At 49.9% G+C, this 14,251-nt stretch carries 8 protein-coding genes; 6 read left to right on the plus strand and 2 right to left on the minus strand.

Annotation, left to right across the window (positions count from 1 at the left end):
• The first annotated feature begins 82 nt into the window (after positions 1 to 82).
• The 4 genes from F3J40_RS08940 to flhE all read left to right on the plus strand — a co-directional run bounded on the left by F3J40_RS08940 (position 83) and on the right by flhE (position 10,024).
• The gene (locus F3J40_RS08940) at positions 83 to 6,184 is read left to right on the plus strand and encodes a hypothetical protein (protein WP_167013887.1); all 6,102 of its coding nucleotides are present in this window, start codon (positions 83 to 85) and stop codon (positions 6,182 to 6,184) included.
• Positions 6,185 to 6,401: 217 nt separating this feature from the next.
• Positions 6,402 to 7,553 carry a flagellar biosynthesis protein FlhB gene (gene flhB / locus F3J40_RS08945; protein WP_167013889.1) on the plus strand — a complete coding sequence of 384 codons (1,152 nt, stop codon included), beginning with the start codon at positions 6,402 to 6,404 and terminating at the stop codon, positions 7,551 to 7,553.
• Positions 7,546 to 9,633 carry a flagellar biosynthesis protein FlhA gene (flhA, locus tag F3J40_RS08950; protein WP_167013891.1) on the plus strand — a complete coding sequence of 696 codons (2,088 nt, stop codon included), beginning with the start codon at positions 7,546 to 7,548 and terminating at the stop codon, positions 9,631 to 9,633. The genes flhB and flhA overlap by 8 nt, the downstream gene beginning before the upstream one ends.
• Before the next feature lies 1 nt (position 9,634).
• A complete protein-coding gene (gene flhE, locus F3J40_RS08955) occupies positions 9,635 to 10,024 on the plus strand; it encodes a flagellar protein FlhE (protein ID WP_167013893.1) in 390 nt (129 codons plus the stop codon).
• A gap of 82 nt (positions 10,025 to 10,106) precedes the next feature.
• Here the strand turns inward: flhE and argS are convergent, their stop codons facing one another.
• Entirely contained in the window at positions 10,107 to 11,837 is a 1,731-nt protein-coding gene (argS, locus tag F3J40_RS08960) for an arginine--tRNA ligase (RefSeq protein WP_167013895.1), read from the minus strand.
• Between the two features lie 185 nt (positions 11,838 to 12,022).
• A complete protein-coding gene (locus F3J40_RS25050) occupies positions 12,023 to 12,145 on the minus strand; it encodes a hypothetical protein (RefSeq protein ID WP_255464851.1) in 123 nt (40 codons plus the stop codon).
• Positions 12,146 to 12,458: 313 nt separating this feature from the next.
• On the opposite strand from F3J40_RS25050, the gene F3J40_RS08965 reads away from it, so the two are divergent.
• The gene (locus F3J40_RS08965) at positions 12,459 to 13,016 is read left to right on the plus strand and encodes a VOC family protein (protein WP_167013897.1); all 558 of its coding nucleotides are present in this window, start codon (positions 12,459 to 12,461) and stop codon (positions 13,014 to 13,016) included.
• 260 nt (positions 13,017 to 13,276) lie between these two features.
• Complete coding sequence (gene cutC / locus F3J40_RS08970) at positions 13,277 to 14,029, plus strand: copper homeostasis protein CutC (protein ID WP_167013899.1); 753 nt, start codon at positions 13,277 to 13,279, stop codon at positions 14,027 to 14,029.
• Positions 14,030 to 14,251 lie beyond the last annotated feature (222 nt).

Consider the following 14,251-nt stretch of genomic DNA (forward strand, 5'->3'; position numbering starts at 1 on the left):
TCTATTTAATTTAAATATATATTTTCAATTTGATGCATTTTTTATCGCGGCGGCAAAGGGTTAACTCTGTCTGGAGATGAAAATGTCTGATTATGATGTATTAAATCAACAAGGGAATGATGCTTTAACCGAGGATGATGCGCTAACATATAGTCAAGGCAGGTTAATGGAAGAGACTTCGCTGTTATCATCAGAAGTGAGTGCTAATCCAGTAATTGATTCCCCATCAAATAAAGGGGCTGTAATCCTGGCTAAAACGATGCTGCCCGTTTTTCAACGGATGATTTATCAACTGCTTCATGCCTATTTTATTATGGTCTGCGAACAATATCTCAAACCGCTGGATAAGATAGAGCAGCAACTTAACGAAGTGCGGTCAATAATTAATGACGACACGATTTCTTTAAGCAGAAAAATTGCCGCCTTTCGCTCGCTAATTGATTCTCTCGACACCGGCTGGAGCGACGATGTCTCCGCTACGCTGACCGCATTTGACGGCTTGTCACTAAAAATCAGTACCGCCCTCAGTCCGGAAGATATTCCCGCTATGCTGGATACCTTTATCAACGTATTGTCACTTCCCAGTGTGGTCAGCCATGTTGATAAAGATTTTCTCTCTTACTGGAGAGAGCATTTAGTTTCACTTAAGCAACATATTCAATGGTCAGTCAGAATTTACACCGCGCCGCGTAACAGCATTACCGATTATCTTAACCTTATCTTTGATTCCGCGTTATTACCCGAATGGGCCACGGAGTTTATTCACCAGGTTCAGGATTTATATCTCTACTTGCAGCAGTGGGTAGCCGAACTCGGTGAGGGGGAGTTACCCGGAACCCTGGCGTGGATTAAAGGATACACGCAAGCCTACTCTGCCGCAGGAAGTCCGGGAGAGCGTATGAAAGTCATGTTTCATATGTTGCAACATGAGGAGGTCATGCAGATTATTTATCCGCTCATCAGACAGAAAATACCGCTGATCGCTGAGGCCTTCCAGACTCTGGATACCCTTAAGCTGGAAGCCAGTGAAATAGACCTGCGCCATGGTTCAGTCGCAACCTCGCTGGATTATTTCCTGCGCGTCACTGACGATAAATTCACCCAAAAACTGATGGAGGGGAGTGAGGATACCGCAGGTGAAAACAGGTTGCATATTGGCCGCGAAGTAGGCGCCATTCTCAGGCAGGCGGGTCAGTATACCCAGGCAGGCAGCTATTCCGGCATGTTGTTTAAAAATATGCTTAAGGTGATGCAATCTGACATGGGCTGGATAGAGTTTGTTAAAGCCTGCGCCAGTGAAACGCAGTGGTGGGATTTAACCGTCTCACTGCTCAAAACGGGCGTGGATTACTCACTCGGCGCATTTGTTGCAGCAATAAATATCGTTAACCTTGGCTGGAATTCCGAATTTGTTGCCACCTGGGGTTCGATGACATGGCGTCAGCTTCCCGCCGCCGCATTGAAAAATCTCAGCGATGAACTGAATAAAAAAGATTCGGCCTTGCTCAAAGAAGTGGAACGGTTTCCTTTGCTGGGGGCGGTAATCAAAACGCTGATGTTGCTGCTGAATGATTTATCCAATAAAGATAACTGGCTGGAAATATTAATCTCAAGATTGAGTGAGTACATCAGGGATGTGCCCCTGATAAAAATGCTCGATAAACTGATTAAATTAGGGCTGATGTGGCAGTTGTGGCAGGTCAGCCGCCTGCAGGGAACCGCGTCTTCGCTGGAGGAGAAAAAGCAGGCAATCCAGCAGGCGCAGTCAACGTTATATACCTATATGCAGTACTTCCCTGAGCAGGATCTGAGGATGCTACAGCCGATGATAAGCTGGCTGCCGATGATTCGTACCGCATGGGATCTCTCTGTGGGCGTGCCTCAGGTTGAGGATCACGCATCTCTTCTCAATTGGGGAGCTGAATTATTATCAAACGTGGAAAGCCAGGCCGAAGCCCATCCGACGCCAGCCGTGGTAGCGCTACAGAATGAAATGGCAGCGGGGCTAAACCCGGTGATAGATATTGCGCTGGGGGCAGGCGCTGAAAATATCCTGGCGGATAACGCTGAAGAAGCATCTCAACAGGCGGGTGTAACCCCCGGCTTTCTCCAGCAGCAGCGGGCAAAGATTGCACAATTGTCAGCGTTTGATGTCACGAAATGGTTGAATAAAGAAGAGATCGGAAATTTTACCAGCAGCACGCTACGTACGGGTAAAAATAACGCGATAAGCGCGCTCAGAAAATTTAATACGCTGGGGACGAGCAGAGTATCTTCAGTACGTAATAGCGTAATAGATTACTTCACAAATAAAGGAAAAACCGATGACCTGACGTTGCAGGGGTTTGAGGAAATCAGTCTTAATGACGATGTCACCGAACCTGCTGAGTTACGTTCAGCGGTTCAGACATTTATACCGCAGGCTGCCAGCGCATGGAGAAATCTCAGCCAGTATACCCGGGGACAGGGGCAGGAGGTTTATCAACGCTGGCAAAATATGAGCAGCACGAAGAAAAATGCGATTAAAGGCGTTGCCATCGGGTCTGCGGTGATTGCGGGCGGTGCCGGACTCTATGCGTTATTCAGAAATCAGGAACATGCACAGGGAATACCGGAATTTGAGCATCCGGAAGAACAAGAGGCTTACAGAAATCAGCTTATCGGGCAGCTTACGGGTATTGAGAAACGCAGGAAAATCGCCAAAGGCGTAAGCCTGGGGTCCGGCGTTCTTTCATTACTGATATCAGGCATGGGAGCAGGTATTCGGGCCGGTAAAGTTTATGATGCCTACCGGCGCGGAGAAATTCCTGAGGATGAGTTATCCGCAACGCCGCCGGATTTAGTCGGCAGGGAGGCGGAACAGGCGGCTGACGCCCAGCATGAAGCCCCCCAGGGCGTGTTAAGCCGCCTGAAAGCCACGCTGAATAATAATGAACGCCTGTTCTGGTCAGTAGGGGCGGCGCTGTTGCTCCCGGCCACGGTAGGCGGCTATTACTGGTGGCGCTACGCCCAACAGGCGAAAAACTTACATCGGCAGCTAGAGATGCTGGATGAAAAAGAGGAGGGCAGCGGCAGCGAACTATTGGCCCTTACGGCTGAGAGGCTTCTGGAGACTCTGGGGGATGATGCCGCCACGGCGTCACCAGAACAGATACGGGCTGCGATGCAGCAGGCTGATACAGAAAATAATAAATATATCGATGCAGTTTCCGATATCCAGAATGATGGTACTCCTTTCTATGCCAGACACATTCATACGTTTCCTCAAGAGAGACAATCCGGCCCAAATTCCTTTGCGATGGGGAGCGGGATACGAAATAAATTACGGGAAAATGTCAATCAAAGAGATGCAGAGAGGCGGGCAGACGAAGCCCAAAAAAGAGCTGAAACACAGCGTTTGGCTGAGGCAAACCGAGACCGAGACTGGCAATCCATGAGTACCGAAGAAATATTAAGCACTATTGTGAATGTTTCTTATCAGCAACGCTGTAAGGCTTACGAGGTTTTATCCGGGCGTAAAGGTGTCAATGAAAAAATCAAGATAGACCTCATTGAAATAGGTATGGTTTATGATCCCGTCCTTAACAAAGGATCTGCGCGTGCATTATCGGTTAAAAATACCAAAGGTTATCTTTCATGGGGTAATTCTGGAAAGAGGGTTATTGGAATTCTGCGAGATAAGCGAGGTGGTGTGCGTTCATTCCCCCTAGGACGGTATTTTCATTTGGACCTTGAAGCAAATGATGAGGTTAAATTCTCAAAAAATTATTTACCAAAAAAAAGTTACAAAGAAGAAGAGTGGCATGCTGATATTTCTCAACAGATAAATAAAGATATGGAAGGTTTACCTGAAAATTATCGTGCCAGAGTAGGAAGTATCAGTGATGAAAGCTATAATACCTTAACGCCTGAGATTATTGACGAGGTTTCACAGTCAACACTTAGAAATGTTTTTGTGACAGGAAATAACAGCCTGCTTACCGATGCGACCTGGCGGTTAGAAAAAATGCCCCAGCTTATGAGTAAGAGTGATGCTGAGTCGGATTTTCCTTCAACTAAAGTTTTTTTAATCACAGCCTACGACAGGAATAATCATGAAGTCTATAAGAAAAGTTTCATCCCACAAAAATATCGTGAAAACTTTTCTTACTCAGAAACTGAGAGATCCAGTAAACGTGCTGAAACCCTGAAAAATGCCAACTGGAAAAGAGATGTTATTGAACAGTTTCAGGAAGAATGTAAAGGTGATCGCCGCTTAGAAGGACTGTCTATTCACTGGCAAGGTGGCGAGGTGCTGTATTGTGTGAATGGTAATAGTTCAATTTCGAAAGTAGAAGGGAGGTTTAGTTCAGCACTGAGAAATACAGAAATATTCGTTCCAAAAGAAGTCAAAATTTGGATTAATGTTAATGCACCCGAGGTGTCTCTTGATTCATTGATAACCATTACGCAGTATTCAGAAAATTCCAAAGCATATTTTGATAAGCAATTTCCTGTGTCAGTTGCACTCTCACCTGGATTTAATACTCTCAATTTATTTGCTCCCACCAGCGATCATCCCGGAAAAATCGTTAACTGGGAGCCGGATAGTCATGGATGGGTGATGCAGAACTATAACTCAGGGATGACGGAAGAGGATTTTAAGTTGTCCCGGTCACTTACTGATGTAGAAGTAAATAAAAGGGCTAATGCTGCATTTGATGAAGTCATGAAGGAAAATCGTGGAAAGAACGATGCTATCGCTATGTTGGATGCCAGAACGTGGCTGGATAAACAAATTATTGATGCCATTAAAGATTATGGCGTTCCTGAAAATACTAAAATTGACTTGGAGCAAAATGTTAAATTCTTCATGAAGTCACAGAGGACAGCAAAATATTCTCCGATAAGAATAGCAACTGGACCACCTATATATCGTAATGAATCATTAAGCTTACGTGAGACGATTCTTAAGAATGTTGTCTTATCTGGTGTGATAAAAAGTGATGAATATAGTAAAAACCATATTATGTCAACCAGTTGGCCTGGCTATCTTCAAAGTAGAGAGAGGTTGCTTAACACATTGAATGACATTAATTTCGAAAAGAGGTATGTGAATAGAAAAAAAGAGTTGTCTGCAGAGGATAAGAATATTCAACGCGCTATCATTAAGCCCCAAGTAGATAAAGCCCTGACACGTGTCAGAAGGTATCAAGGTATCACTGTCGACGCTAACCCAGCGATCAGACTTTTACATAATGAGGGGCCTGTTATTCGGACTGTAGTTCATGGGGTATTCGTTGTAAATTGCAAGGATTCGCAAATGAAAAATATACTTGCACTATTGTCAACTAGAGATGACCGCCCTCCTTTGATTATTCATCGACTTGATGATTTGAAAAGAAATGATAATCTCATTGAGTGGTTGAAACCTCACCTTCACTTAGATGAAGAGTCATATAGACTAAAAGAATTTTCACTTGGAACTCAGCGATATACATTGAATCAAGTTTATGAACAAATGCGCGAATGGCAAATAGCAAAGGTGGCGAGGGATATTGATACATTGGTTGAAACTTCAACTGAGGTTTACATTGAATTCTTTAAAAACCTGGGAGGGCAACTTTTGCAATTTCTTGCATTTCCTTTGACGTTTCTTGGGTTAGCAGGCGTGCCGTATATGGTTACTACGGGACTGGTGGCATTTGCGGTGCTAGGACTGGCACCGACATTAATCAGTTATCTTGCTGCCGATACGCCAGAAAAGAGAGAGGCATTAGGACAGGAGTTGGAAGCGATGGTGATATCTGAACTATTTGGCTTATTTTTAGGTAAAATAACAGCGCCAATTTTAAAAGGTATCGGGAATGGGGTTTCTGCTTCTTTAAAAAATGCGAAAAAATTGGTGACTGATTTACAACAGAGGGCAAACAAGAAACTGTTCTCAAAACTAACTAATCCAGGCGAGGAAGTTACAAAAAAACTGAATTCATCGGAAGGGCGGGGGCGATTAACCTCAACCCAAAAAAACATCTTAAATGGCATTAATGAATCTCTGGGCAAAAATGTTAAATCGGCTACCTCAGACGGTGTTAGCCACACGGAAAATGTAGCAAATCTCATGACCGGTTCGTATGATTATCAATTTAAAGGGAACCTTCAGGCGTTAATACAGGAAATTTTAAAAGAGGATGAGGGAAATTAACTGCGTGAACAGCACCGGTGTAGGCTTCTTTGGCCACTGTCTACTCAGCATGAGACAGTGGCCGAAGTGTAAAGCCTGCTGATTTACTCTCTTGCTTCAGTTGTGCCCTCAGCTCTATTGCCTAAAAAGCCCCTCTTTCACCCCTGTATTTCTCGCATTAGCTGCGATCACCTTTGGCATCCTGTAGCGACCATTCCTGCGAGTCGAGAGGTGTGTTATGGCTGATGACAGCGATGACGACAAAACAGAATCGGCCACACCCCACCGAATAGAAAAAGCGCGTGAGGAGGGGCAAATCCCACGATCGCGCGAGCTGACGTCATTACTGATGTTGCTGACGGGCATCATGATCCTGTGGATGGGCGGCGGTGCGATGGCGCAGCGGCTGGCGGATATGCTGGCGAGCGGGTTGCTGTTCGACCATGGCATGGTGACGGATGACAAACAAACCGGCGTACACGTCGGCGATCTCATCGGCCAGGCAGTGCTGGCCATTTTGCCGATGATGGCGGGCCTGGTGCTGGTTGCCATTGCGGCACCTATGCTGCTGGGCGGCATCGTACTGAACAGCAAAGTGATCAAGTTCGACCTCACCAAGCTCAATCCACTGCCGGGCCTGCAACGGATGTTCGCGATGCAGGCCTGGGTTGAACTGTTTAAAGGTGTGCTTAAAGCGGTGTTAGTCGGCTGCGTGGGCGGCTGGTTTATCTGGACACACTGGCCGGAGATGCTGCGGCTGATGAGCCAGTCACCGGAAATGGCCCTGCGTCACGGCTTGAACATGATTGCCATGGGGTGTGCGCTGGTGATGCTCGGCCTGATTCCCATGGTGGGCTATGACGTTTTCTGGCAAATCTATAGCTATTACAAAAAGTTGCGTATGAGCCGTCAGGAGATCCGCGACGAGTTCAAACAGCAGGAGGGCGACCCGCACGTGAAAGGGCGTATTCGTCAACAAATGCGCGCCGCCGCACGCCGCCGCATGATGTCTGATGTGCCAAAAGCGGACGTGATTGTGACCAACCCCACCCACTATGCCGTGGCGCTGCAATACAACGAAAAGAAGATGAGCGCCCCCAAAGTGTTGGCGAAAGGCATGGGAGAAGTGGCGTTGAAAATTCGAGAAGTGGCGGCAGAACATCGTGTGCCGTTGCTGGAAGCACCGCCTCTGGCGCGTGCATTGTATCGCCATACTGAGATTGGTCAGGCTATTCCTGGCGCATTGTATGCTGCAGTGGCCGAGGTCTTGGCCTGGGTGTGGCAGCTGCGCCGCTGGAAGCGTGAAGGCGGACTGATCCCGAAAAAACCCGATAACCTGCCAGTGCCGGCAGAGATGGACATAGCAGGAGAGAAGCAAAATCATGGCTAACCTGGCCGAAAAACTGCGTTTACCGGGGAATCTGAAAGAGACCCAATGGCAGGTGCTGGCGGGGCCAGTACTGATTCTTCTGATCCTGTCGATGATGGTGCTGCCGCTACCGCCCTTTATTCTCGATCTTCTGTTTACCTTCAATATTGCCCTGTCGATCATGGTGCTGTTGGTGGCGATGTTCACTCAGCGCACGCTCGACTTTGCCGCGTTTCCGACCATCTTGCTGTTCTCCACCTTGCTGCGACTCTCTCTGAATGTGGCATCAACACGTATTATTTTGCTTGAAGGACACACCGGCGCTGGCGCTGCGGGTCGTGTGGTGGAGGCCTTTGGTCACTTCCTGGTGGGCGGTAATTTTGCCATCGGTATCGTGGTGTTCATTATTCTGGTGATCATCAACTTTATGGTGATCACCAAAGGTGCCGGGCGTATTGCTGAAGTGGGCGCACGCTTTGTACTGGATGGTATGCCGGGCAAACAGATGGCCATTGACGCCGACCTGAATGCCGGACTGATTGGCGAAGACGAAGCGAAACGGCGGCGTTCGGATGTCACCCAGGAAGCCGATTTCTACGGTTCCATGGACGGTGCCAGTAAGTTTGTTCGTGGTGATGCTATCGCCGGGATCATGATCATGGTGATCAACGTGATCGGGGGATTACTGGTGGGTGTGGTGCAGCACGGTCTGGATCTGGGCCATGCCGCGGAGAGTTACACCCTGTTAACCATTGGTGATGGCCTGGTGGCACAGATCCCGGCGCTGGTGATCTCGACGGCTGCGGGTGTCATCGTCACGCGTGTGAGTACCGATCAGGACGTCGGTGAGCAGATGGTGGGGCAGCTGTTTAATAACCCCCGCGTGATGGTATTGAGTGCCGGGGTGTTGGGATTGCTTGGCCTGGTGCCGGGAATGCCAAACCTGGTGTTTCTGTTGTTCACCGCAGGTTTATTGGGCCTGGCCTGGTGGGTGCGCGGTCGTGAGATGCAGCCGAAAAATCCGGCTTCCGCCGTGGTTAGCAGCAAGCCGCAGGAGAGCCAGTCGGTGGTGGAAGCTTCCTGGAGCGATGTACAGCTGGAAGATTCGCTGGGGATGGAAGTGGGCTATCGACTGATCCCCATGGTTGATCATCTGCAAAATGGTGAGTTGCTGGGACGTATCCGCAGTATCCGTAAAAAAGTGGCGCAGGAACTGGGCTTCCTGCCGCCGGTGGTGCATATCCGTGACAACATGGATCTGCCACCTTCGCGCTATCGTATCCTGATGAAAGGGGTAGAGATTGGCAGTGGCGATGCCTGGCCGGGCCGCTGGATGGCGATCAACCCCGGTACGGCTGCGGGCACTTTGCCGGGCGAAGCCACGGTCGATCCTGCTTTTGGACTGGCTGCGATCTGGATCGATGCTGCGCTTAAAGAGCAGGCGCAGATTCAGGGCTTTACTGTGGTTGAAGCCAGTACCGTGGTGGCAACGCATCTTAACCACTTGATCGGCCAGTTTGCGAGCGAGTTGTTTGGCCGTCAGGAAGCACAGCAACTGCTGGAGCGCGTGACCAAAGATATGCCGAAGCTGACGGAAGACCTGGTACCAGGCGTAATCACCCTGACCACGCTGCATAAAGTGCTACAGAATCTGTTGATTGAACGCGTGTCGATTCGCGATATGCGCACCATTATTGAAACCCTCGCAGAACACGCGCCGGTACAGAACGATCCCCAGGAACTCACCAGCGTGGTGCGCGTAGCCCTGGGCCGTGCGATTACGCAGCAGTGGTATCCGGGCGGGGATGAAGTACAGGTGATTGGTCTTGATGCCACGCTTGAACGCCTGTTACTCCAGGCGCTACAAGGCGGCGGCGGGCTGGAGCCAGGCCTTGCCGACCGTCTGCTGACGCAGGCGCAAGACGCGGTACAACGTCAGGAGATGCTGGGTGCGCCGCCGGTGCTGCTCGTTAACCATCCATTACGCGCCTTATTAGCCCGCTTCCTGCGTCGTAACCTGCCACAGCTGGTGGTGCTCTCAAACATGGAACTGAGTGAAAACCGTCAAATTCGTATGACCGCCACCATCGGAGGCAAATAACATGCAGAGCCTGTGGGGATTGTTATTGTTGCCGTTGATGGCCCATGCGGCCAGCGGCGGCTGGCATGCAAGCGTGAGTGGGCCGGGCTTAACTCAGCGCGGAAGCTGGCTGGTTTCACCGGCATTGCCGCCTGCAACAGGCGTGAGCGGGGAAATCACTATGGTCAACTGGCGTTATCAGCTTAATATGCCCGCGCCTTCTGGCCTGAAGGTACGGCTGTGCGCACCTCAACGTTGTGTCTTGCTGGAAGGGGCCAGCGGCATCACGCTGGGCCTGGCACACCTGCCTGCTAATCAGGCACTGCATTTTGCGTTTGGTTTTACGGGAAAAGGTGATCTGCCACCGGGACTGCGCGTTGTAAGCAGCGAAGTGATGGTGAACTATCACTGAATATAAGGAGGATGAAAATCAGAGGGATGAGTGAAAAGATGAGAACTGCGGCCACTGATATTCAGTGACCGCAGAGTAAACATTACATCCGGTCTACGGTTTTAATTCCCAACGTATTGAGACCCTGTTTCAGGGTTTTTGCGGTCAGCGCGGCCAGTTGCAGGCGGCTGTCACGCGTGGCTTCATCCTCTGCACTCAGAATTGGGCAGTGCTCGTAGAAGCCTGAGAACAGACCCGCCAGGTCGTAGAGGTAAGCACACATCACATGCGGCGTGCCGTCACGGGCAACCTGAGTGATGGTCTCTTCAAACTGCAGCAAACGCGTTGCCAACAGTGCTTCACGATCTTCTGTGATGATCACCGGTGCATTGAGCGAATCGGCTTCAATTCCGGCCTTGCGGAACACAGAGAGTACGCGGGTGTAAGCATACTGCATGTATGGCGCGGTGTTGCCTTCAAAGGCCAGCATGTTATCCCAGTCAAAAATGTAATCTGTGGTGCGGCTTTTTGACAGGTCGGCATATTTCACTGCGCCGATCCCCACGACTTCCGCCAGATCTTTCAGCTCCTGCGCAGACATCTCTGGGTTTTTCTCGCTCACCAATGCATGTGCGCGATCGACCGCCTCATCCAGCAGGTCCGCCAGTTTAATGGTGCCACCGCTACGGGTTTTGAACGGACGTCCATCTTTGCCTAACATCATGCCAAACGCGTGATGCTCTAAAGGTACCGATTCCGGTACATAACCGGCCTTACGCACGATGGTCCATGCCTGTTGCAGATGCTGATGCTGGCGTGAGTCGATGTAGTAGAGCACGCGGTCTGCACCCAGCGTTTCATAGCGGTACTTCGCACAGGCAATGTCCGTGGTGGTGTAAAGGTAGCCGCCATCCTTTTTCTGGATGATGACGCCCATCGCTTCGCCTTCCTTGTTTTTGAACTCATCAAGGAACACCACGGTGGCACCTTCACTGGTGACGGCCAGGCCTTTTTCGCGCAGATCGCTGACGATGCCAGGCAACATGTCGTTATACAGGCTTTCACCCATGACATCGTTACGGGTCAGAGTGACATTCAGGCGATCGTACACTTCCTGATTTTGGCTCATGGTAATGTCGACCAGCTTCTTCCACAGGGTGCGGCAATACTCATCGCCCCCTTGCAGCTTCACGACGTAGCCACGAGCGCGCTCTGCGAAAGCTTCATCCGCGTCATAAGTGACTTTGGCTTCACGGTAGAATTCTTCGAGATCCGCTAGGGCGATATCTTCATGATGCTCGTTCTGCTGCTTTTCCAGGTAGGCAATCAACATACCAAACTGCGTGCCCCAGTCGCCGACGTGGTTAGCGCGAATAACCTTGTGGCCGAGGAACTCCAGCGTACGAACGGCCGCATCACCAATGATGGTGGAGCGGACGTGGCCCACGTGCATCTGTTTGGCGACGTTAGGCGCTGAATAGTCAATAACGATGGTTTGCGGTTTCAGGCTGCTCACGCCGAGACGAGGAAGTTGCAGCGCCTGTGCCGTCTGCTCTGCCAGCCACTGGCGATCAAGGAATATGTTGATAAAGCCGGGACCGGCAATTTCAACTTTGCTGGCAATGCCGGTGAGATCCAGATGTTGGATCACGACCTCAGCCAGCTGGCGCGGTGCCTGCCCGAGCTTTTTCGCTACCGCCATAATGCCATTGGCCTGATAATCACCAAACTGGACCTTGGCCGACTGGCGAACCTGAGGTTCACAATCGGCGGGTGCGCCAGCCGCAATCATTGCCTGACTGACTTTATCGGAAAGAAGAGCCTGAATATTCACCGCGTTACCTTCATAAGCTGAAAAGGCCCGGCTGAGAAACAGCGGGCCGCTGGTTATCTCCTGTTAGGGTTAACCAACAGGAAAAACAAAAAATTAAGGGGCTAAGTATACGTGAATTGTGGCGGGGCGTCAGCAGCGGTTGTCGTTACGAGGGACAAAGGGGGAAGCTGCCTTCCCACTTTCTGCTAACGGCGTCGTGAATGACGACGCGTATTTTTAACGCTTTTGTCTGCTCGCACCTTCCAGTGGCGGGAAATAGCAAATCCCGTCACGGCGATCAGGACTGCAACAACAATGAGCATGGCCATAAAAATTTCCTTGCAGTAATGAAGCTGCAAATTTACAGGTAATGCAGGTAAAACTGCAAACCTCCGGCCGTAATTTAAGATGTTTCTCATTGTACTTATTAACACCAATAAAAACATGGTGTTATTACTGTTTTGTGTATTAATTAATGGCCCTGATATATAGATGTATCCGAAATAGCCGCGTAAAATAGGGGCCATAAAGCCAAAAAACAGGTGAAATCGGATGAGTCCGATCTACACCGTGGCGATATTTTGTACATTAATTTAAATTAAATGATTAAAGAAACTAACTATATTATGAGGTGGATCGAAGATGAGTTTGTCAACCGCAGGTCTTGAAGATCTGACCGAGGATTTAGAACGTTTTGACAATGAATTACAGAAATTTTCCCAATTACTGGGTCTGGATCTTGTGGGATGTGAGGCGGACCACATCGCGCTGCGTTGCCACCAAAATGCAACGGCTGAGCGCTGGCAACAGGGGCTGTTGCAAATTGGCACGGAATTCTCACGTGCGATGATTAATGGTCGCCCAATTTGCCTGTATCGCTTGCATCAGCCTCTGGCGGTAGCAGGTTTGACGATCAAGGTGGTTGAACTGCCGTGGCCGGGTGAAAAGCTCTATCGCCATGAGGGCTGGGAGCACATCGAAATCGTCTTACGTGGCGATCCTGCCACATTGGGCGTGCGAGCGATGGCACTGATTGCCGATCAGGCTTTGGTCACACCAGGCATTACTTTTAAGACCAGTAGCCCGCAGGGAGAAAATGAGCGCTTACCAAACCCCACTTTGGCGGTGAGTGATGGCCGAACCACCATTAAATTCCATCCCTGGAGCCTGGAAGAGATCGTCGCCAGCGAACAAGAATAGCTTCTCTCTTCTCGCATTGCGCCCTGATTGTTATCGGGGTGTAATCAAAAGGTGGATTTATTCACCTTCTCAACGCCGTGGTGACCCGCCAAAATGTAAGCTGTGTCATATTTATGCAATTTCAAACCTTTGCTGTGACCCCGGTCGATTCAGGAATCACTATTGAGTGCCATAGTTAGCGCTGTCTGGCCACGCTGGCCGCTATTTAGCCGTATCTGAACAGTGATTTTTCAACCAGATGCCACCACCGGAGGATTCAGATGCTGACACTGGAAATTTGTTGCTATGGCATAGATTGTGCGCTGACGGCACAGCAGGCAGGTGCGGACCGCATTGAGCTTTGTAGTGCACCCCGTGAAGGCGGATTAACGCCTTCCGCCGGTATGTTATCGGCAGCCCGTGCCGAAATTACGATACCGGTACACCCGATTGTACGCCCGCGTGGTGGAGATTTTTGTTACAGCGCGCGTGAGTTTTCGCTCATGAAGTCGGATATTGCCATCATGCGGGAGCTGGGGTTCCCGGGCGTGGTGCTTGGGGCGCTCGATGAAGACGGGCACATTGATATGCCGCGCATGCAGCAGCTTATGTCACTATGTGAAGGAATGGCGGTGACTTTTCATCGTGCCTTCGATCTGTGCCATAACCCGAAGCGTGCTTTAGATCAGTTGGCCGGGTTGGGCGTGGCTCGTGTACTCACCTCGGGCCAGCAGCAGAGTGCGGAAAGCGGAATTGTGTTACTGCGGGAACTTAATGCCAGCACGCCAGGTCCAATCATTATGGCTGGCGCAGGAGTACGTTTGAGCAACGTGCAAAAATTCCTGGATGTCGGATTGCAGGAGCTTCACAGTTCAGCCAGCCAACGCATTGCTTCGCCCATGCGCTACCGTAAAGCAGGTGTTTCGATGGGGAGTGACGTTGATGTCGACGAGTTCAGCCGTAACTGCGTTGATGGCGATATAGTAGGAGCAATGAAGAGTGTGATGCAGGTAGGCGATATCCGTGTTGCCTGAATCTGCCCGTTTTTGCCGCGCAGCGCGTCGAACCTGACGTGATGTTTGCAAGTACCAAGCCCCGGCCTCTATTGCTGGGGTTCTTTTTATCTGCGGTTTGCCAGCCAAACCTGTCACCGTTCTGCTACAAAGAAAAAACCCCGCATTATGCGGGGTGAAAAATCTAACTAACCAGTCAGAAAACCTTAGTCAGACAACTGCTTACCAATCTCGTAACAACAA

The sequence above is a fragment of the Candidatus Pantoea multigeneris genome (genome assembly GCF_011752615.1).
GTDB classification, from domain to species: Bacteria; Pseudomonadota; Gammaproteobacteria; order Enterobacterales; family Enterobacteriaceae; genus Pantoea; species Pantoea multigeneris.